This window comes from Actinacidiphila yanglinensis (assembly GCF_900107965.1).
GTDB lineage: Bacteria > Actinomycetota > Actinomycetes > Streptomycetales > Streptomycetaceae > Actinacidiphila > Actinacidiphila yanglinensis.
On the sequence record NZ_FNVU01000012.1, the window covers coordinates 24,436 to 42,899 of the forward strand.

Genomic DNA, 18,464 nt, shown 5'->3' on the forward strand with positions numbered 1-18,464 from the left:
GCGCGGATGTTTCGTTGATCGTCAATGAGATGTGGTCTGAATCACACGCATGAGGGAGGCGCTGTCACGCGGCCGACTGACCGTCACCTACGCTGCGCGCGGATCAGCGTCTCGCCCGCGGGGGTGCGGTAGTAGAGCACCGACCGCCCCGCGCGGCGGCGTTCGACCAGCCGCGCGGCGAGCAGGATCTTCAGGTGGCGGCCCACCGAGCCGAGCCCCTGGCCGGTGAGGGCGACGAGCTGGGTGGTGCTCTTCGGGCTGTCCAGCAGCGTCAGCACCGCCGCCCGGACCGGCCCGAGCAGCGCGCCCAGCGCTTCGGGCGCGGACCGCACACCTGTGTCGAGCAGGGCGCCGGAGCACGGGTACACCACGGCGTAGCAGGCACGGCCGCCGGGCGCGGGGTGGTGGCCCCGCTCGCTGAGCGCGTCCTGATCAGGCTGATCCGACTGGTCGGGCTGGTCCGGCTGATCCGTGTCCTCGTTCGCCTCCGGGCCCGGCACCTGGCCGCCGGGCAGGTTCCAGCTGACCCAGCCGCGTGCCTGGGTGACCGGCACGAACACCATCCGCGCGCCGGACAGTTCGCGCGGCGGCCGGTCGTACGCGTTGATCTGCAGCCGGTTCCCGCCGAGCCAGCGCATGCCGGGCCGCATGTCGGCGACGGCCGCGGCCCAGCCGCCCCGGCCCAACTGCCCGGTGCGCGCCACCATGTCGGCCTCGATGACGCGCCGCCTGCGCGCCCAGTCCGGGCGTACCGCCTCCCGCCAGAGCCACTCCAGCAGGTCGGCGCTCCGGCCGGCCAGGTCGGTGCGGTCGGCCAGCGCGCCGGGCAGCGGCCCGTCCAGCGTCACCGCGAGGTCCGTACGGACGCGCGCGGCCGGGACCTCGCGCACCTGCGCCAGCTCGCGCCGGAAGAGGGCGTCCCCGGCCGCCCCGCCCCCGTCGCGGTCCGCCCCGGCGTCGTCGTCCCCCGGTGCCGGAATGAGGTAGTCGGCGATCCAGCGCGGGCCCAGGGCGGCGCGCACCAGCAGCGCGGTGATCGGGTCGGCGGCCAACCGCGCGCGGTAGGCGGGCAGATGGGTGTGCAGCCAGGCGCGCTCGACCGGGTGTGCGGCGCTCTCGGCGGCCAGCGAGATCAGGCAGGCGGTGGTCTCGGCGAGCGGCGACACCACGAAGCGGCTGCCCGCCAGGGTGTCCGCGCTGACCTCCCACCAGCCCATGGTTTCTCCTCCCCGCGAAAGATTAACCCCGGGCCCGGGTCCGCCCCGACGCTTCGGTCATGCGCTCCTACCGACAGCTCTTCGCGACCCCGGAGTTCGCCCCGCTCTTCGCGACCTCCTCGGTACAGGTGGCCGCCCAGACGGTCAGCGGGCTGGCCCTCAGCATCCTGGTCTACGGCAGCACCGGCAGCCCGCTGCTGGCCGCGCTCGCCATGTTCGGCCCCTGCCTGGCCCAGGTGGCCGGCGCGGCCACGCTGCTGTCGGCGGCGGACCGGTTGCCGCCGCGCGCGGCGACGGCCGGGCTTGCCCTGGTCTTCGCGGTCGCCACCGCCGCCCAGGCGGTGCCGGGCCTGCCGGTCGGGGCGGCCTTCGCGATCCTGCTCGCCGAGGGGCTGGTCGGCTCGCTCGGCGGCGGTGTCCGCTACGGGCTGCTCAACGAGATCCTGCCCCGCGACGGTTACCTGCTGGGCCGCTCGGTGCTCAACATGTCCGTCGGCGCCCTGCAGATCGTCGGGTTCGCCGCGGGCGGCGCGCTGGTCGCCGTGCTCTCCGCGCGCGGCACCCTCCTGGTGTCCGCCGCCCTCTACCTCGCCGCCGCGGCCGTCGCCCGGTACGGCCTCGGCCCGCGCCCGCCGCGCGCCGCCGACCGGGCCTCCCTCGGCCGTACCCTGCGGACGAACGCGCTGCTCTGGTCCTCCCGGCCCCGCCGGGCGGTCTACCTCGCGCTGTGGGTCCCCAACGGCCTGATCGTCGGCTGCGAGTCGCTCTACGTCCCCTACGCACCCGACCACGCCGGACTGCTCTTCGCCTGCGCCGCCCTCGGGATGCTCGCGGGCGACACCCTCACCGGCCGCTTCGTGCCGCGCCGGGTGCGGGAACGGCTCGGCGCGCCACTGCGGTTGCTGCTGGCCGCGCCCTACCTCGTGTTCGCCGTCCACCCCGTGCTCCCGCTCGCGCTGGCCGCGGTCGTCCTCGCCTCGGTCGGCTACTCCGCCGGACTGCTCCTCCAGGAGCGCCTGATGGACCTCACCCCCGAGGAACTGGGCGGGCACGCGCTGGGGCTGCACTCCTCGGGGATGCTCACCATGCAGGGGGTGGGCGCCGCCCTCGCCGGGGGCGTCGCCCAGTGGCTGTCCCCGGCCGCCGCGATGTCCGTGATGGCCGCCGCGTCCGTCGCCGTCACCCTCTGCCTCGCCCCGTCCCTGCGGTTCCGCGGCGCCCGGTCCGCCGCGGCGGCCCCGGCCCCGGCGGATGCCGCGGCCTGAGTACCCGTACTCAGGCCCCGCTGCCGCGCGAGGAGGACGATCGCAGAAGCCACGACACGGGGGTGGGTGGGATGTGGATCCTGTGGGGCCTCTTCGGGGTCGCGCTCCTCTGCGACCTCGCCGTCCGGGTCTTTTTCGTCCACCTGGTCCGGCTCTCCCGCCGCGGCGTGTCGGGCACGGAGATCATCGCGGAGGCGCTGGCCCCGGTCCTGCGTGCGGTGCTCGCGCTGCGGCTCGCGGGGATCGCCGCCGCCTTCCTGCTGGCGGCGGGCAGCGGCGGGGCCGGTTCGGTGGTGGTCCTGGGCGTCGGCTGCCTGTGGAGTGCCGTGACCGTGGCGGAGATCGTGCCGCTGGTGCGCGGCGGGTGGCGGAGCCGGCATCCGCGGGGGTAGCCCGAGCGGGGCGGGGGCGGCCGGCGCGCCCCCGGGTCGGCAGGCCGTCAGGGGCGGTCTGCTACCTCCTCGGGTGACTGGTGCGGCTCGCGTCCGTGCCAGTCGAGGCAGACCACCATCGCGTCGTCCTCGGGTTCGGGGGAGCCGCGGTGCGTGGTGAGCTCGCGCAGGACGGCGCGGGGCACCTGGGCGGGAGGCAGCAGCCGGGTGCTGGTGATCGCGCGGGCGAGCGCGCGGTCGCTGTAGCGCTCGCCGGCCGGCGACAGCACGTCGTACACGCCGTCGCTGACGAAGAGCAGCCGGTCGCCGCTCTCCAGCCGCAGGTGCTGCGTGGTGTAGACGGTGTCCTCGAACATGCCGAGCGGGAGCTGGGCCTCCAGCGGGATCGGCTCGACCTTCCGGGCGCGCAGCCGCCACACCTTGGGCGAGCCGGCGTCGATGACCTCGACCTCCCCGGTGGCCAGTTCGAACCGCAGCAGCAGCGCGGCGAGGTGCGCCCGGCCGGAGTAGTGCCCGTACACGGCCTGGTCGCCGAGGAACGCCTGGTCGGCAAGGGACAGGTCGGCGCGCCGGGCGTTGCGCAGCGCGTGCACCGCGAGGCTGGTGAGCAGCGCCGCCTCGACGCCCTCGCCCATGCCGTTGGTGACGGTGAGCGTCAGGTGGTTCCCGGACGCCGTCCAGTCGAAGTTGTCGCCGTGGATGGCGTACGCCGGCTCCAGGCCGCCGCCGATGTCGTACTCCGGCCGGGAGCAGGAGCGGGCGGGGAGCAGCTCCCACTGCATCTCGGCGGCGAGGGTGAGCCGCTCCGCCCGGCGTGCCTGGCGGTACAGGTCGGTGTCCCGCTCGGCGACGAAGATCTCGTGCCCCAGCACCTCGGCCAGCTCGGCCAGTTCCGGCTCGGCGGCCAGGTCGTACGCCTCCTCGGGGAACCGCACCGACAGCACGCCGACCCGGTCGCCGCGCACGCTGATCGGCAGGTACGCGGTGAGCACTCCGGTGCGCCGGTCGGTCTCGGTGTGCACGCGCTGGGCGCCGAAGGCGCGGCCGGCCGGGCTGGAGTGGATCGGCAGCGGGTCGGTGGAGGTCGGAGCCGCTCGCACAGGTTGCAGTATGGTCAGGGCGTAGTCGGCCATGAGCAGGTCGACGTCGACGGCCGCGTAGTACGTGACGAGCGCGCCCCGGGCCGCCGCGAGAAGTGCGTGGGGTGCGGCGCCGCGCAGTTCGCGCTCCGCAGCCGTGAATCTGTCCACCGGTCGGTTACCGCCTGTTCGAGAGTAGGGAAGCCGAAAAGAAGGAGGAGGGACATCTGTGCCCCGGCGACTGACAAGGCAGTTGGGAAGTGCCACAGTTGAGGGCATGCGTTCCGGGATCTCCTCCAGCGGAGACCGCGACGCCGCCGCCCACGCGGCCCGCGAGGTGATCGAGCTACTCGAAGTGCTGTGGACCCAGGACCGGGACCTGACCTCGACGGCCCCGGTGTCCGCGTCGCAGTTGAAGGTGCTCTACGTGCTGGACCGCGACCGGGGGATCAATCTGCGCACGCTCGGCGAGTTGCTGGGTTCGGCGCCGTCGTCGGTCAGCCGGATGTGCGACCGGCTGCACGCGGTGGGCTTCATCGAGCGCTCGCTCAGCTCCGCCAGCCGCCGCGAGCTGGAACTGCGCCTGTCGGTGCGCGGGGAGAGCTACCTCGCGGAGCTGCGCGCCCGCCGCGAGGCGTCCTTGCTGCAGATCATCTCCGCCATGCCGCCCGCCGAGCGGGTCGCCCTGGTGGCGGGCCTGAACGGTTTCCGTTCCGCGATGGCCGACCTGGCCCCCCGCGAGGACGGCCCGCCGCAGAGCGGAGCGGTGGAGACCGCGTAGCCGGGTCGGTGACGGTCCGGTCCGCGGCCGCGTGGCGAGCGCGGGACGAAGGATCACCATCCGGCTGCCTCCTGGCCTCGATAGCGTCGGCGCCTTCCGGCCGAACGGACCTGACGTACGGGCGGGTGCTGTCGCAGCGGACCGCTCCCGGGAGATCACCTCCGGAAACGGCGGAGACGCTCTCGGCCACCGTGTGCCCCGTCGCCGGCCCGCCATGCCTGCGAGCCGCCGTCGCGGTGCAGGGAGGCGCACCCGGTCCGGCGGGGAAGGAGCGCCGTCGCGGCCTCCTCGACGGTGTCGAAGACCGGCAACAGGTCGCGGATGCCCGCGACGTGCAGCAGGCGCTCCACCCACGCGGTGGGCCGCACCACTGCCACGGCGGTCTCCCGCCGGGTCCGCATCAGCAGGTTCAGCGTGCTGGAGTCGCAGAACGACACCTGGCTCATGTCGAAGAGCACCGGCGTCCCGCCGTGCCGGAGCGCCTCGGCCACCTGGTGCCGCACCGGCGTGATGCCGTCGAGGTCGATCTCGCCGCGCAGCACCAGCACCCAGACGCCGCCCAGGGGGTAGGAGGCGGCCACACCGTTCTCCGACGGCATGCGGTCGGGGTTGTCGCACGCTTCCGGAATTGTTGCCATGCGGCAACTATGCCGTACGGCGTCACCCCGCGTCACGGCGAGGCGGTCGTCCGCGCGCCGCGCACCGCCGCGCGACCTGCGTCGGACCGCCTCGCGCACGGCTCAGCAGATGCGGGGCAGTTGCTCGCCGATGGGCAGGTCGACGACCCGGGTGCCGCCCAGGCCGGTCCGCGCGACGACCATCCCCGGGTGGTCGGGCACCGCCTCGCCGATCACGCAGGCCTGCGTGCCCAGCGGGTGCGCCCGCATCGCCGCGAGTACCGCGTCGGCGTGCTCGCGCGGCACAAAAGCGACCAGTTTGCCCTCGTTTGCGACATACCAGGGGTCCAGGCCGAGGATCGCGCACGCGTTGGCGACCTCCGGCGGCACGGGGACCGCGCGCTCCCGGACCACCACCCCCGCGCCGCTCGCTGCCGCGATCTCGTTGAGGGACGCCGCCAGCCCGCCGCGGGTGGGGTCGCGCAGGACGTGCAGATCGGGCGTGACCGCGAGCATGGCGTCGACCAGGCCGCCGAGCGGCGCGCAGTCGCTCTCGATCTCGACGCCGAACTCCAGGCCCTCGCGCACGCTCATGATCGCCACGCCGTGCACGCCGAGCGGACCGCTGACGATCACCACGTCGCCGGGCACCACCCGGTCCGGGCGCAGGTCCACCCCGGGCGGGATGAGGCCGATTCCCGCGGTGTTGATGTAGACGCCGTCGCCGTGGCCGGCCTCGACCACCTTCGTGTCCCCGGTGGCGATCTCGACGCCCGCGGCGCGTGCGGCCGCGCCCATCGCCCGCGCGACCCGCGCGACGACGGGCATCTCGACCCCCTCCTCCAGGATGAACCCGCAGGACAGGTAGGCGGCCCGCGCGCCGCTCATCGCGAGGTCGTTGACGGTGCCGTTCACCGCGAGGTCGCCGATGCTGCCGCCGGGGAAGAACAGCGGCCGCACCACGAAGGAGTCGGTGGAGAACGCCAGCCGCGCGCCGCCGAGGGTCACCGCCGCCGCGTCGCCGAGCTGCCGCAGCACCTCGCCGCCGAAGGCGGGCGCGAAGACGTGCTCGACCAGTTCCGCCGACATCGCGCCGCCCCCGCCGTGCCCCATCACCACCCGCGGCTGGTCGCGCAGCGGCGCCGGACAGCTCCACGCCATCAGGTCCGGGACGGGCCCGGCGGGAGTTCCCGGGACGATGGGGGTCACCGGGCCGCCGGGAGCGCCGGGCGCGGGAGCGGACGGCTCCGGCACGGAGGGCGCCGGTGCGCCCGGTCCGGGGACGCCCGGTCCGGGGACGCCCGGTCCTGGGACGGCGGGTTCGGGTACGGAGGGTGCCGGTGCGTGCGGCTCGGGTACGGACGGTGCCGCCGGGTCCGGGGAGTTCGGCCGGTCCTCCCGGGTCTCGCGTGCGCGGGTCGTCTCAGCCAACGGGGCTCGCCTCCTTGCGGGCGGGGGCGGTGTCGAGCCGCCGGTAGAGGTAGTACGCGGCGCACGCGCCCTCGCTGGAGACCATCGTGGCGCCCAGCGGGTTGCGCGGCGTGCAGGTGGTGCCGAAGGCCGCGCACTCGTGCGGCTTGATCAGCCCCTGGAGCACCTCGCCGGCCCGGCAGGCCGCCGGCTCCAGGGTGTGGATGCCGGTCACCGCGAAACGGTGCTCCGCGTCGAACTCCCGGTAGCGCGACGACAGTCGCCACCCGCTGTCCGGGATCACGCCGATCCCGCGCCACGCCCGGTCGCCGACCTCGAAGACGTCGGCGAGCATCGCCTGCGCGGCGGGGTTGCCCTCGTCCCGCACCGCGCGCGGGTAGGCGTTCTCGACCCGGTGCTCCCCGCGTTCGAGCTGCGCGACGGTGCGGCGGACGCCCTCCAGGATGTCCAGGGGCTCGAATCCGGTGACCACGATGGGCACCCGGTGCCGCTCGGCGAGGGACGGGTACTCGCCGGTGCCCATCACGCTGCACACGTGCCCCGCGGCGAGGAAGCCCTGCACCCGGCAGTCCGGCGAGCGCATGATCGCCTCGATCGCCGGGGGGACCCGGACGTGCGAGACCAGCATGCTGAAGTTGCGGATGCCGAGCCTGCGGGCCTGGTACACCGTCATCGCGTTGGGCGGTGCGGTGGTCTCGAAGCCGATGCCGAAGAAGACCACTTCCTGGCGCGGGTTCTGCTGGGCGATCCGCAGCGCGTCCAGCGGCGAGTACACCACCCGCACGTCGCCGCCCTCGCCGCGCACCCGGAACAGGTCCCGGTCGGTGCCGGGCACCCGCAGCATGTCGCCGAAGGAGCAGAAGATCACCCCGGGCCGCGACGCGATCTCCAGTGCCTTGTCGATCACCTCCAGCGGGGTGACGCACACCGGGCAGCCCGGGCCGTGGATCAACTCGACCTTGTCGGGCAGCAGTTGGTCGATGCCGTGCCGGATGATGGTGTGCGTCTGGCCGCCGCACACCTCCATCAGCGACCAGGGCCGGGTCACGGTGGCCGCGATGTCGTCGAGCAGCCGGCGGGCCAGCTCGGGGTCCTGGAACTCGTCGATGTACTTCACTGCCGAACCTCCTGCGGTACCGGCCGGCCCTCCGCGGGACCGGCCGCGCTGTCCTCGTCCCGGGTCCGGTCCCCGCCCCGCGACCCGTCCGCGCCGTCCGCGCGGTGCGCTCCGTCCGGCCCGTCTGCGTTCCGCGCCTCGTCCTCGCCGGCCCACGGGTGGTCCGCACCCGCGGCTGCCGCCTCCCAGGGGTCGCCGAACTCCTCCTGGAGCAGCCCGAGCGTGGCGAACAGCTCCAGGGTCTGCCGCGCGGACTCCTCGTCCAGGCGCTGCAGCGCGAAGCCCACATGCACGATCGCGTACTCGCCGACCTGGAGGTCCGGCAGGTACTCCAGGCACACCTCCTTGATCACGCCGCCGAAGTCGACGCTGGCCATCCGGGTGCCGTCCCGGTCCTCGATCTCCAGCACTCTGCCGGGCACCGCCAGGCACATGGGGCTCTCCTCGCTCGAAAGGGGTGTGATCCGCGGGGTGTTCGGTGGTCTCGGGGGTCGTCGCGCCCGGGGGCGCGGGAGTGCGCAGTGCGCGGGGCCGGCGCGCTCAGCCGGCGGGTCGCGTCGTGGCGGTCGCCGCCCGCGCGGCGACCATCAGCTGGCCGAGGGCCAACCCCCCGTCGTTGGGCGGTACATGGCGGTGCCGCAGCACCGTGAAGCCGTCCGCGCGCAGCGAGGCGGCGCACGCCGAGGACAGCAGCGCGTTCGCGAACACCCCGCCGGTCAGGGCGACGGTGGTCAGGCCATGCCGCTCGCGTGCGGCCGTGCACCAGGCGCCCACCAGCGCGGCCACCGCCCGGTGGAAGCGGGCCGCGACGAGTGCGGGGGCGGTGCCTGCGCGCACGTCGGCGGCCACCGCGGCCAGCACCGGCCCGGGGTCCGCGACGAGTTCGGCGCCGGCCCGGGAGTCGTGCTCGGCCCGCAGCGCGAACGCGTACCCCGGCCCGTCGTCACCCTCGGGTGCGCACATGGCTGCGGCCTCCCACTCCATGGCCGCCTGTGCCTCGTACTCCGCCAGGTGGCACACCCCGGCCAGGGACGCGACGGCGTCGAACAGCCGCCCCATGCTGGAGGTCGGCACGCAGTTCAACCCGAGGTCCAACTGCCGGTCGAGAAGGTGGAGTTCGTCCGGCGGGCAGGCAGCGGTGCAGGGCAGGTCGGCGTCCCAGGGCAGGCCGGCGGCCCGCAGATGGGCCAGTGCCATCCGGTACGGGCGGCGTACGGCCGCGTCGCCGCCCGGCAGCGGGACGTAGCCGAGCCGCCCGAACCGGCGGTGGCCGTCGTAGTCGGCGAGCAGCACCTCCCCGCCCCACACGGCGCCGTCGTCGCCGTACCCGGTGCCGTCGAAGGCGACCCCGATCACCTGCCGCGTGCCGTCCAGCCCGTGCTCGGCCATGGCGGCGGCGACGTGCGCGTGATGGTGCTGCACCCGCGCCAACGGACGGGCGCCGGCGCTGCGTTCGGCCCAGTGGGAGGAGCGGTAGCGCGGGTGCCGGTCGGCGGCCAGGTGCTCGGGCCGGACCGAGGTGATCGACTCCAGCTGCCGCTCGGCCCGTTCGAAGGCGCGCTGCGTGGCCAGGTCGTCCATGTCCCCGATGTGGGCGGACATCCATGCCTTGCGGTCCTCGCCGAGGCAGAAGGCGTTCTTGAGATCCCCGCCGACCGCCAGCGCCGGCCGCACCGGCAGCGGCAGCGCGACCGGCAGCGGCGCGTAGCCGCGCGAGCGCCTCAGCATCGTCGGCTCCCCGTCGCAGACCCGCACCACCGAGTCGTCGCAGGGCACGTGGATCGGCCGGTCGTGCGCCAGCCACGCGTCGGCGATGCCCGCCAGCCGCTCGCGGGCCTCGGCGTCGCCGGTGACGATCGGCTCGCCGGACAGGTTGCCGCTGGTCATCACCAGCAGCCGCGGCCCCGGCGGGTCGCCGGGCAGCCCCAGCAGCAGATGGTGCAGCGGCGTGTAGGGGAGCATGACGCCCAGGTCGGGGCTGCCGGGCGCCACGTCGTCGCAGATCCGCGCACCCGGCCGGCGCCGCAGCAGCACCACCGGCCTTTGCGGCCCGCTGAGCAGTTCGGCCTCCAACGGCCCCACGCGGGCGAGCGGTTCGACGTCCGCCAGGTCGCGGGCCATCACCGCGAACGGCTTGCGGCCACGCGCTTTGCGCTCCCGCAGCCGCGCGACCGCGCCGGCGTTCGACGCGTCGCAGGCGAGGTGGTAGCCGCCCAGGCCCTTCACGGCCAGGACGGCGCCGTCGGCGAGCAGTTCACGGGCCGCGGCCACCGGGTCCTCCCCGGGCCGCCGTCCCGTCGGCCGGATCAGCCGGAGCCGGGGGCCGCAGTCCGGGCAGGCCACCGGCTGGGCGTGGAACCGCCGGTCGGCCGGGTCGGCGTACTGCGCCCGGCACGCCGCGCACATCGGAAAGCCCGCCATGGTGGTGTGCGCGCGGTCGTAGGGCAGGCCGGTGACCACCGTGAAGCGGGGGCCGCAGTTGGTGCAGACGATGAACGGGTGGCGGTACCTGCGGTCGGCGGGGTCGGCCAGTTCGGCCAGGCAGTCCGCGCACGTCGCGATGTCCGGCGAGACCAGGGTGCGGGCCGCGCCGCCGTCGCGGGAGGCGGTGATGGCGAAGCCGGGCCGGCCGGTCGGGGGCACCGCGCGACTCTCGACGGTCTCCACCGCGGCCAGCGGCGGCGCCTCGTCCGCGATCCGGGCGCAGAAGGACGCGACGGCCGCGGGCGGGCCCTCCACCTCGGCGACGACGCCTTCACCGGTGTTCGTGACGTGCCCGGCCAACTCCAGTTCCCCCGCGAGGGCGTACACGAAGGGGCGGAAGCCGACCCCCTGGACGACCCCGCGCACCAGGACCCGGCGGCGCACCACGGGTTCGGCCGCCTCGGGCCCGGCGGCCGGAGCGGGTACGTCGCCGGTTCCGCCCGGTGCGACGATCCCGCCCGCCGTGGGGAGGGTCATGACCGGGGCCCGCCCGCGTGCTGCGCGGAGGCGAGGCCGCCGTGCGCGTGTTCGTGCCCGTGTGCGTGGCCGTGGCCGTCGTGCGGGTCCTCGGGCGCGTGGGTGTGCTCGTGCGGCTCCGGCGCCGCCTCCTCGTCGTGGTGGTGATGGCCCGTCAGCGGCTGGGACGCCATGACCGGTGCGTGCACCGGCCCGCCGTCGGCCGCCGCCAGCGCGCGGTCGAGCAGGAGCCCGACCCCGGCGCCGGTGCGTGCGGCGGTGAGCGCCACCTCGACACCGGGGTTGACCTGGGCGACGTTCGCCCGGAACGCGGCCTCGTCGAAGCCGACCGCGCCGGCGATGTCGGTCTTGGTCACCACCACCAGGTGCGCGAGACCGAACGCCGTCGGGTACTTCAGCGGCTTGTCCTCGCCCTCGGTGACGGAGGCGAGCACCACCCGCAGCGTCTCGCCGAGGTCGTAGGACGCGGGGCAGACCAGGTTGCCGACGTTCTCCACGAACAGCAGCCGGGTGCCGTCGGGCAGCCAGCCGTCGAGGTGGCCGCCGAGCATCCGCGCCTCCAGGTGGCACAGCCCGTCGGTGAGCACCTGCTTGACCGGCATCCCCGAACGCGCCAGCCGCACCGCGTCGTTCTCCGTGGCGAGGTCCGCGGTGAGGGCGGCGACCGGCACGGCCCGCTGCGCGGCCAGCGCCAACTCGGCCTCCAGCAGGGCGGTCTTGCCGCTGCCGGGGCTGGAGAGCAGGTTGACCACGGTGGTGCCGCGGGCCGCGAGGTCGGCGCGCAACCTCTGCGCGCAACCGTCGTTCTTGGCGAGCACCGCCTGCTGGAGGTCGATCACACGGCACATGGTTCAGCGCTCCTCGGGATCGGTCCGGCGCGAACGGCCGGTGGTGGCGACGGTGACGGCTTCGGTGGCGGTCTCCGCGGTGGGGTCGGTCGAGCCGGCGCCCGCCGCGGGTGCGGTCGGCTCGTCCCAGCGGACCGCGGTGACCCGCAACTCGCGGCCGGCCGTCATCTCCGCGGCCGCGCTGCCGCAGGCCGGGCAGCACAGGTCGGGCGGCATGCCGACCGGCCACTCGGAGGCGCACGGCGCGCAGCGGGCCCGGGCGGCCACCGGTTCGGTCTCCAGCCGCGCGCCGTCAAGGACGGTGCCGGCACAGGCCAGTTCGAAGCAGAAGGCGAGCGAGTCCGGCACGACTCCGGCGAGTTCGCCCACCTGCAGCCGCACGGTCCGCACCGCCGTGGCGCCCGCGGCGTGCGCGGCCTCCTCGACCTGGCCGACGACCGCCAGCGCGATGGACATCTCGTGCATCGTCCTCTTCCCGTCCGGCCTTGCGCGGCCGACGACTTACGGCGTACGACCGGCCGCGTGCGGCGTGCGGCCCGCGGTGCGACGCCGCGTTCATTACACGGCGGCGGCCCGGCGGCGCGGTATCGGCGCGCCGCCGGGCCGCCCGGCCGTGACTCGTTCGGTGGAAGGTGCCGTCAACGCCGGTTCACATGGCGCGGATCCGCAGGTAGCGGCGGAGGTCGGGCAGGTTCACCGCGAGCAGCGCCCCGAAGGCGACCGCGGAGGTGGTGAGGGTGATCTTCTTCAGCATGGCGAGGTGTTCCTCTCCTGGTTGGCCCCCTGGTCGTGCACCCGGTCACGCACCGGCGGACCGGCCGCCGGCCGGTCGTGCGAGGCGTGCCCGGACGGCGTGTGCCCGGGCAGCGGTCGGTCCCCGCTCCCGTCGAGCAGGTCGCGCACCAGCCGTACCGCTTCGGGAACGGCGGCCTCGACGGGACGGCTGAGCCCGATGCCCTCCTCGACGTTCGCGGGCTCGCAGCCGACCACGAGGACGCGGCGCGGCGGGATGCCGCCGGTACCCGCGCACAGCGTCCCGAGCAGCGCGAGCACCGAGTCCGGGGACATCCGGTGCCCGTCGAGGAGCGCCTGCCCGGTCTCCACCGGGGCGCCGCCTCCCCGATCGCCGTCCATGCCGGGGACGTCCGCCTCGATCAGGTAGAGCGTGCCGGGTCGACCGCCCCTGGCCGTCGCGTCGACCAGCACGAACGTGTCGTACCCGTCGAGGAGTTGGTAGGCCAGGTGCACCCCGCGCACCCCGATGTCGACGGCCTCGACGTGCGGGGGCAGCGGTGCCTCGGCGGCAAGCCGGCGTACCGTCTCCACGCCGAAGCCGTCGTCGCCGAGGAAGACGTTCCCGACCCCGGCGACCAGGGTGCGCGGTGCGGCGGCGGCGTTCACGCGTCCTCCAGCGGGGTGACCTCGTCGGGCTGGAAGTACAGGAACCGGCCCTGCTCGCGCCGGATGTCGGCCCCCGGGTCGCCCTCGACGGTGACCGCCAGGTGCACGCCGCCGTCGACGTCGTGCAGCACCGCCTCGACCAGGGCGTCGCAGTCCTTCAGGAAGAGGTCCTGGGCGTCGGACCGGCGCAGGCCCGGGCGCAGCCGGACCCGGCTGCCCGCGCCCACGTCCCTGCCGTCGATGACGACCCGGTCGGTGGCCGGATCGACACCGCGGTCGCTCTCCGGGTCCCACCACGGCCGGCCCGGGTCCATCAGCGCGTCCAGCGAGTCGGGCGAGATGTCCAGGTCGGACGGCATGGAGGCGGGCGGCACCCCGGTCCGGTCCGCCACCCCGGTCCGGTCCGGCGCCGCCACCGGCCCGGTGACCTCCCGCAGCGACCGCACCGCGCCGTGCAGCCGGTCCAGCACCTCCGGCGGCATCGTGTCGGCGAGGTCGATCACCTCGGCGGCGCGGGCGTCGGTACCGCGCGCCTCCCGCTTCTCCTGCTCGGTCAGCGCCGAGGTGCGCAGCGCGAGGATCTCGTCGATCTCCAGCGCGTCGTAGAGCGCGCCGGGGCTCTCCGGGGCGATGGCCGGGTGGTCCTCCAGGATGATCGGGGACGACAGCACCACGTCACGGCCGCCGTCGGCGCCGGCCAGTACCGGCCAGGTGTGCAGGTTCGCGCACTGCGCGCCGGCCTCCTTCGCCCACTGCGGCGGGTCCGTCATCGACAGGAACGTCCCCGCGTTCAGGCCGAGCATCAGGTGCGCGGAGACCAGCGAGTGCGGCAGCGCCGCCTCCCGGTCGGCGCCGTCCTGCCCGGGCGCCCAGCCGCCGGTGTTCTCCACCACCGCCGTCAGCCGCCGCACCGCGTAGGGCCCGGGCAGGTCCGAGGCGGACAGCCGCACCACGCCGTGCACCTCCTCGGTGCGCCGCAGCAGCCGTCCGACCAGCCGCCCGGCGTCGTCGCGTACCTCCTCGGTCTCCTCGCCCGCGGCGCAGGAGAACGGGAACTCCTTGGCTCCGTGGTGGAGTTCGCTGACCGGCATGCTGAACCGGAGCCGCTCCTCGACGCCTTCGTCCCAGGGCGTGAGCACCCGGTCGGGCAGTTCGAGCCGGGGGACCGCCATGTACCCGCCGTCGGGACGGAGTTCCTGCACCACCCGGCGCCGGGCGTGCAGGAACCGCAGCTCCACCAGCAGCAGAGCCCCGCTCCTGGGTTCCATCAGGCACTGGGTGCGCTGGAACGAGTGCTCGCCGCTGTCCGCGCCCCAGGCGGGCGGCACCAGCACCCCGAACTGCCAGCGCAGCCGGTTCTTCGCCGCCGAGGCGCGGTACGGGTACAGGACGTAGCCCTCGAAGAGGACGGCGTCGGCGACCTTGCGGGCCGCGGCGAACCGGCTGTCGAAGTCGGCCGGGGGAACGGGCGTGGTCACGGGGCGGTCCTGTCGGGGGTGAGCGGTGCGGCCGGGGCCGAGGTGAACGGGGACGGGCGGGGGACCTCCGGCCGGGCCGCGGCACCGGGGCGGGCGGCGTCGAGCAGGGCCCGCACCGTCGCGTCCCAGGAGGGAAGTGCCTGCTCGGAGCGGTAGGCGAGCAGCGCGTCCATGGTGTCGCGGGGCAGCCGCAGCCAGCCGCAGCCGGGGAAGTGCTGCTCGACCATCTCCCGCCACACGTGCACCGGCATCCGGAAGGACGCCTCGCGGTCCCACGGCACCGGCTCCACCCGGAACCCGCCCGGCCCGGTGAAGGCGGTGCCCGAGAACAGCATGAGCAGCGGCACCTCGCCCTCCGCCAGGGCGTGCAGGTAGCGGGTCGAGGCGATGTCCAGGTCGTAGGTGCACGGTACGGGCAGGTCCACCTCGACCTCGCCGGTGAAGCCGGGCACCATCAGCGAGACCTGCGCGAACTGCACCGGCAGCAGGGTGCTGCCCCACCGGGCGCGCTCCCCGAACAGGTCGGACAGGCCCTCCGCCTCCGCGTCCTGGTAGCCGCGGCGGGCGGGCTCGATCCGGAGCTGGCAGCGCAGCGCCACCGCGTGCACCCGCACGCCCGGCGTCGCCACGATCCGCAGCCGGAAGACCAGGGTCGGCCCGGCCGCGTACGGGTCCGCGCGCACCCCTTCGCACGAGAACGAGAACTCGGTCACGGCCGCACGCCCCCGGGTCCGGCCACCGCGTCCTCGGCCGCGGCCGCCACGTCCTCGGGTTCGGGCCGCGCGTCCTCCGGAACCGGGCGGGCCCGCCGGGCGACCTCCGCGAAGAACCGGTCCAGGTCCTCGCGTGCCTGCGCGCCCCCGTCGAAGCCCTGCCAGTGCAGCCGCATCCGCCCGACCAGCTCGTAGCAGACGTCGATCGGCACCAGGAAGCACACGCACCGGCCGTCCACCCGGCGCACCAGCAGCGCCTCGACGTCGGGTTCGAGGACCTGCGCCAGCCGGCTGCCGCCCAGCACGCCCTGCCACGTCTCCGGGTCCAGCTCGCTCTCGGTCGCGCCGGCCGGGCTCGGGTACTGCGCGACCAGCCGGTCCAGCGCCGCGTTCCGGAAGAAGAACGCCACGCCGACCGGGATCTGGAGCCGCTCCCACACGCCGTCGTCCCACACGTGCTCGGGGTCGGTGAGGTACCGGTCGGGGACGGTCCGGAACCGGCCGCCGGCCGCGCCCCTGCTCTCGAAGAGCAGCGCGCACGGCACGCACGCGCAGGCCAGCGCCCGCTTCTCGGTGTCGACCAGGTGCCGGTGGGCGCCGGGCGCCACCTCCACGCCGCACAGCTCGCAGCGCTCGGGTGCCTCGCGCGCGGCCCGGGCGGCGGCCGCGAACCGCCGCAGCCCGGTGGGCGCGGGCGCCGGACCGGCGGCCGCGCCCGTGGACGTACCGCCGTGCGGTGCCGGGTGGGCCGGCGCGGTCATGAGGCGCCCGCCGTTTGCGGCCGCCGGGTGATCTGCAGCAGCACCGGCTCGGCGTCGCCGGCCGGCTCCAGCTCCACCGCCCGCACCTCGGTCGCGAAGCACGCCAGCGCGTCCTCGACCGACGCGCGCAGCTCGTCGTCGGCGCCGCCGCCACCGCAGCCGCAACCGCCCGCGGCCTTGGCCCGGACCCGCAGCACACCGCGCTCCTGGTCGAGCGCGACCAGCTCCACCGGCGTGCCGGGCAGGCCCGCCAGCGCGCGGCCGATCCGCTGCTCCAGCGGCTCCGGGTGCAGGTCGTGCAGGACGAGCATCGCCGACACCGGCTCGTCCCGCAGCAGCCGCTCCAGCGCCTTCGGCTCGGTCTGCCCGAGCAGCGCCACCACCCGGGCGAGGCCGGCGCCGTAGAAGTCCATCAGCACCCGCACCAGTTCCTCGGCCGCGGCGCACGCCGCCCGGTCGCCGGAGGAGGCCAGCCGGTCCAGCACCTCCTCCACCCGCCGCCCGGCCCGTTCGGCGTCGGGCGGCGCCACCGCCGCGCTCATCCGCCCATCCCGCTGAGGCCGGTCGGCACGTGCATCTTCTCGACGGTCTTCCCACCGCCGACGTACATGTGCACCCCGCACGGCAGGCACGGGTCGAAGCTGCGCACCGCCCGCATGATGTCGATGCCCTTGAAGTTCTCCGGCGGGTTCTCCTCGAAGATCGGCGTGTTCTGCACCGCGTCCTCGTACGGGCCCGGCGTGCCGAACGAGTCGCGGGTGCTGGCGTTCCACGGGGTCGGCGGGTAGGGGTGGTAGTTGGCGATCTTGCCGTCGCGGATCACCATGTGGTGGGACAGCACCCCGCGCACCGCCTCGGTGAAGCCGCAGCCCAGGCCCTCGTCGGGCACCTCGAACTTCTCCCAGGTCTGGCTGCGCCCGGCGCGTACCTCGGCCAGCCCCTTCTCGGCGAAGTGCAGCGCCACCGCGGCGGCGTAGGCCTGGAAGTAGGTGCGGGCCCGGTTGCGCTCCAGGGCGTTGGACCACTTCGGGATCTTCCACTCGAAGCTGGTCTCCGGCTTCGTCATGGTCCGCGGCAGGTTGATCTGCACGCTGCTGCCGGTCGCCTTGACGTAGCCGATGTCGACCAGGCCGGACAGCGCCGTGGACCACAGCCGCGCGATCGGACCGCCGCCGGTGTCCAGCGCCAGGTGGTCCTTGCCGTCGAACCAGCGCGGCGACATCACCCAGCTGTACTTGTCGTCGAAGTTCCGCTTCTGCGGGGCCGGGATGGTGTGCTGGTTCCACGGGTGCCGCGGGTCGACCGGGTTGCCGAGCGGGTCGTGGGTGACGAACTGCTCCTTGCCGGCCCAGTCCTCGTAGTACGAACTGCCCAGCAGGATGCGGATGCCGAGGTTGATCTCGGTGAGGTCGTTGGTGACCAGCTTGCCGTCCACGATCACGCCCGGGGTGACGAACATCCGCCGGCCCCAGTCGGTCATGTTGCGGTAGGTGAAGTCGCAGTGCTCCGGGTCGTTGAGCGCGCCCCAGCAGCCGAGCAGCACCCGCCGCCGGCCGACCTCCTCGTAGCCGGGCAGCGCCTCGTAGAAGAAGTCGAACAGGTCGTCGTGCAGCGGCACCACGCGCTTCATGAACTCGACGTAGCGCATCAGGCGGCTGAGGTAGTCCGTGAACAGCTGCACCGACGCGACGGTGCCCACGCCGCCCGGGTAGAGCGTGGAGGGGTGCACGTGGCGCCCCTCCATCAGGCAGAACATCTCCCGCGTGTAGCGGCTGACCTGGAGCGCCTCGCGGTAGAACTCGCCCTCGATCGGGTTGAGCGAGCGCATGATGTCCGCGATGGTCCGGTAGCCGTGCTCGCCGGCGTGCGGCGCCTCGGTGCGCTCGGCCAGCTCCAGCACGCCGGGGTTGGTCTCGCGGACCATCCGCTCGCAGTAGTCGACCCCCACCAGGTTCTCCTGGAAGATGTTGTGGTCGAACATGTACTCGGCTGACTCGCCGAGGTTGATGATCCACTCGGCCAGGTGCGGCGGCTTCACGCCGTACGCCATGTTCTGCGCGTACACCGAGCAGGTCGCGTGGTTGTCGCCGCAGATCCCGCAGATCCGGCTGGTGATGAAGTGGGCGTCGCGCGGGTCCTTGCCGCGCATGAACACGCTGTAGCCACGGAAGACCGACGAGGTGCTGTAGCACTCGGCGACCTTCTTCTGCTTGAAGTCGATCTTCGTGTGGATGCCGAGGCTGCCCACGATCCGGGTGATCGGGTCCCAGGCCATCTCCACCAGACCGCTGCCGTCGCCGGCCGCCTTCGTCGTCGGTGAACTCATCGTGTCTGCCGTGCCCTTCGTCGTACGTGTCGTGGGGGGGAGGGAGTGCGCCGCGGTCGGTGGGCGCCGTCAGCGGG

The 18,464-nt window shown here is 74.6% G+C and carries 18 protein-coding genes and 1 pseudogene; 3 read left to right on the forward strand and 16 right to left on the reverse strand.

Annotated features, from left to right (window positions below):
• Positions 1 to 83: 83 nt before the first annotated feature.
• Positions 84 to 1,217, reverse strand: a complete 1,134-nt coding sequence (locus C4U44_RS25345) for an ArsR/SmtB family transcription factor (protein ID WP_103888324.1) — start codon at positions 1,215 to 1,217, stop codon at positions 84 to 86.
• 59 nt (positions 1,218 to 1,276) lie between these two features.
• Between C4U44_RS25345 and C4U44_RS25350 the strand changes: the two genes are divergently transcribed.
• The gene (locus C4U44_RS25350) at positions 1,277 to 2,482 is read left to right on the forward strand and encodes an MFS transporter (RefSeq protein WP_103888325.1); all 1,206 of its coding nucleotides are present in this window, start codon (positions 1,277 to 1,279) and stop codon (positions 2,480 to 2,482) included.
• Positions 2,483 to 2,553: 71 nt separating this feature from the next.
• On the forward strand, positions 2,554 to 2,874 hold the full coding sequence (locus tag C4U44_RS25355; RefSeq protein ID WP_103888326.1) for a hypothetical protein: 321 nt from the start codon (positions 2,554 to 2,556) through the stop codon (positions 2,872 to 2,874).
• A 47-nt stretch (positions 2,875 to 2,921) separates the two neighbouring features.
• Here the strand turns inward: C4U44_RS25355 and C4U44_RS25360 are convergent, their stop codons facing one another.
• Positions 2,922 to 4,124, reverse strand: a complete 1,203-nt coding sequence (locus C4U44_RS25360; RefSeq protein ID WP_235032339.1) for a PP2C family protein-serine/threonine phosphatase — start codon at positions 4,122 to 4,124, stop codon at positions 2,922 to 2,924.
• Positions 4,125 to 4,230: 106 nt separating this feature from the next.
• Between C4U44_RS25360 and C4U44_RS25365 the strand changes: the two genes are divergently transcribed.
• Positions 4,231 to 4,734, forward strand: a complete 504-nt coding sequence (locus tag C4U44_RS25365; RefSeq protein ID WP_103888328.1) for a MarR family winged helix-turn-helix transcriptional regulator — start codon at positions 4,231 to 4,233, stop codon at positions 4,732 to 4,734.
• 155 nt (positions 4,735 to 4,889) lie between these two features.
• Here C4U44_RS25365 and C4U44_RS25370 read toward each other — a convergent pair whose 3' ends face one another.
• The 14 genes and pseudogenes from C4U44_RS25370 to C4U44_RS25430 all read right to left on the reverse strand — a co-directional run bounded on the left by C4U44_RS25370 (position 4,890) and on the right by C4U44_RS25430 (position 18,387).
• Positions 4,890 to 5,372: an STAS domain-containing protein gene (locus C4U44_RS25370; protein ID WP_103888329.1), complete on the reverse strand. Its 483-nt coding sequence runs from the start codon at positions 5,370 to 5,372 to the stop codon at positions 4,890 to 4,892.
• 102 nt (positions 5,373 to 5,474) lie between these two features.
• Positions 5,475 to 6,512 (reverse strand): hydrogenase expression/formation protein HypE, encoded by a 1,038-nt coding sequence (hypE, locus tag C4U44_RS25375; RefSeq protein WP_103888330.1) that lies wholly within the window; start codon positions 6,510 to 6,512, stop codon positions 5,475 to 5,477.
• A 262-nt stretch (positions 6,513 to 6,774) separates the two neighbouring features.
• On the reverse strand, positions 6,775 to 7,899 hold the full coding sequence (gene hypD, locus C4U44_RS25380) for a hydrogenase formation protein HypD (RefSeq protein WP_103888331.1): 1,125 nt from the start codon (positions 7,897 to 7,899) through the stop codon (positions 6,775 to 6,777).
• Positions 7,900 to 8,060: 161 nt separating this feature from the next.
• Positions 8,061 to 8,333: pseudogene (locus tag C4U44_RS43650) on the reverse strand (HypC/HybG/HupF family hydrogenase formation chaperone); the annotation flags it as partial.
• Positions 8,334 to 8,439: 106 nt separating this feature from the next.
• Positions 8,440 to 10,860: a carbamoyltransferase HypF gene (hypF, locus tag C4U44_RS25390; protein WP_103888332.1), complete on the reverse strand. Its 2,421-nt coding sequence runs from the start codon at positions 10,858 to 10,860 to the stop codon at positions 8,440 to 8,442.
• Positions 10,857 to 11,708: a hydrogenase nickel incorporation protein HypB gene (hypB, locus tag C4U44_RS25395; RefSeq protein ID WP_103888333.1), complete on the reverse strand. Its 852-nt coding sequence runs from the start codon at positions 11,706 to 11,708 to the stop codon at positions 10,857 to 10,859. The genes hypF and hypB overlap by 4 nt, the downstream gene beginning before the upstream one ends.
• A gap of 3 nt (positions 11,709 to 11,711) precedes the next feature.
• On the reverse strand, positions 11,712 to 12,173 hold the full coding sequence (hypA, locus tag C4U44_RS25400; RefSeq protein WP_103888334.1) for a hydrogenase maturation nickel metallochaperone HypA: 462 nt from the start codon (positions 12,171 to 12,173) through the stop codon (positions 11,712 to 11,714).
• 184 nt (positions 12,174 to 12,357) lie between these two features.
• Positions 12,358 to 12,462 (reverse strand): DUF6893 family small protein, encoded by a 105-nt coding sequence (locus tag C4U44_RS43655; protein ID WP_407642888.1) that lies wholly within the window; start codon positions 12,460 to 12,462, stop codon positions 12,358 to 12,360.
• Positions 12,456 to 13,109 (reverse strand): hydrogenase maturation protease, encoded by a 654-nt coding sequence (locus C4U44_RS25405; RefSeq protein WP_103888335.1) that lies wholly within the window; start codon positions 13,107 to 13,109, stop codon positions 12,456 to 12,458. The genes C4U44_RS43655 and C4U44_RS25405 overlap by 7 nt, the downstream gene beginning before the upstream one ends.
• Positions 13,106 to 14,587 (reverse strand): hypothetical protein, encoded by a 1,482-nt coding sequence (locus C4U44_RS25410; protein WP_103888336.1) that lies wholly within the window; start codon positions 14,585 to 14,587, stop codon positions 13,106 to 13,108. Before C4U44_RS25410 ends, C4U44_RS25405 begins: the two co-directional genes overlap by 4 nt.
• On the reverse strand, positions 14,584 to 15,300 hold the full coding sequence (locus C4U44_RS25415; RefSeq protein WP_103888337.1) for a DUF6084 family protein: 717 nt from the start codon (positions 15,298 to 15,300) through the stop codon (positions 14,584 to 14,586). Before C4U44_RS25415 ends, C4U44_RS25410 begins: the two co-directional genes overlap by 4 nt.
• The gene (locus C4U44_RS25420; protein WP_407642889.1) at positions 15,297 to 16,061 is read right to left on the reverse strand and encodes a DUF5947 family protein; all 765 of its coding nucleotides are present in this window, start codon (positions 16,059 to 16,061) and stop codon (positions 15,297 to 15,299) included. Before C4U44_RS25420 ends, C4U44_RS25415 begins: the two co-directional genes overlap by 4 nt.
• Positions 16,058 to 16,603: a hypothetical protein gene (locus C4U44_RS25425; RefSeq protein ID WP_103888338.1), complete on the reverse strand. Its 546-nt coding sequence runs from the start codon at positions 16,601 to 16,603 to the stop codon at positions 16,058 to 16,060. Before C4U44_RS25425 ends, C4U44_RS25420 begins: the two co-directional genes overlap by 4 nt.
• Positions 16,600 to 18,387, reverse strand: a complete 1,788-nt coding sequence (locus C4U44_RS25430) for a nickel-dependent hydrogenase large subunit (protein WP_103888339.1) — start codon at positions 18,385 to 18,387, stop codon at positions 16,600 to 16,602. The genes C4U44_RS25425 and C4U44_RS25430 overlap by 4 nt, the downstream gene beginning before the upstream one ends.
• Positions 18,388 to 18,464: the final 77 nt, after the last annotated feature.

Bases quoted from the DNA above. Each gene is read 5' to 3' on its own strand.
- C4U44_RS25365 (WP_103888328.1), top strand. From the start codon at position 4,231: ATGCGTTCCGGGATCTCCTCCAGCGGAGACCGCGACGCCGCCGCCCAC.
- C4U44_RS25430 (WP_103888339.1), bottom strand. From the start codon at position 18,387: ATGAGTTCACCGACGACGAAGGCGGCCGGCGACGGCAGCGGTCTGGTG.
- hypE (WP_103888330.1), bottom strand. From the start codon at position 6,512: ATGGCGTGGAGCTGTCCGGCGCCGCTGCGCGACCAGCCGCGGGTGGTG.
- C4U44_RS25345 (WP_103888324.1), bottom strand. From the start codon at position 1,217: ATGGGCTGGTGGGAGGTCAGCGCGGACACCCTGGCGGGCAGCCGCTTC.
- C4U44_RS25420 (WP_407642889.1), bottom strand. From the start codon at position 16,061: ATGACCGCGCCGGCCCACCCGGCACCGCACGGCGGTACGTCCACGGGC.
- C4U44_RS25370 (WP_103888329.1), bottom strand. From the start codon at position 5,372: ATGGCAACAATTCCGGAAGCGTGCGACAACCCCGACCGCATGCCGTCG.
- hypF (WP_103888332.1), bottom strand. From the start codon at position 10,860: ATGACCCTCCCCACGGCGGGCGGGATCGTCGCACCGGGCGGAACCGGC.
- C4U44_RS25355 (WP_103888326.1), top strand. From the start codon at position 2,554: ATGTGGATCCTGTGGGGCCTCTTCGGGGTCGCGCTCCTCTGCGACCTC.
- C4U44_RS43655 (WP_407642888.1), bottom strand. From the start codon at position 12,462: ATGCTGAAGAAGATCACCCTCACCACCTCCGCGGTCGCCTTCGGGGCG.
- C4U44_RS25425 (WP_103888338.1), bottom strand. From the start codon at position 16,603: ATGAGCGCGGCGGTGGCGCCGCCCGACGCCGAACGGGCCGGGCGGCGG.
- C4U44_RS25350 (WP_103888325.1), top strand. From the start codon at position 1,277: ATGCGCTCCTACCGACAGCTCTTCGCGACCCCGGAGTTCGCCCCGCTC.
- hypB (WP_103888333.1), bottom strand. From the start codon at position 11,708: ATGTGCCGTGTGATCGACCTCCAGCAGGCGGTGCTCGCCAAGAACGAC.
- hypA (WP_103888334.1), bottom strand. From the start codon at position 12,173: ATGCACGAGATGTCCATCGCGCTGGCGGTCGTCGGCCAGGTCGAGGAG.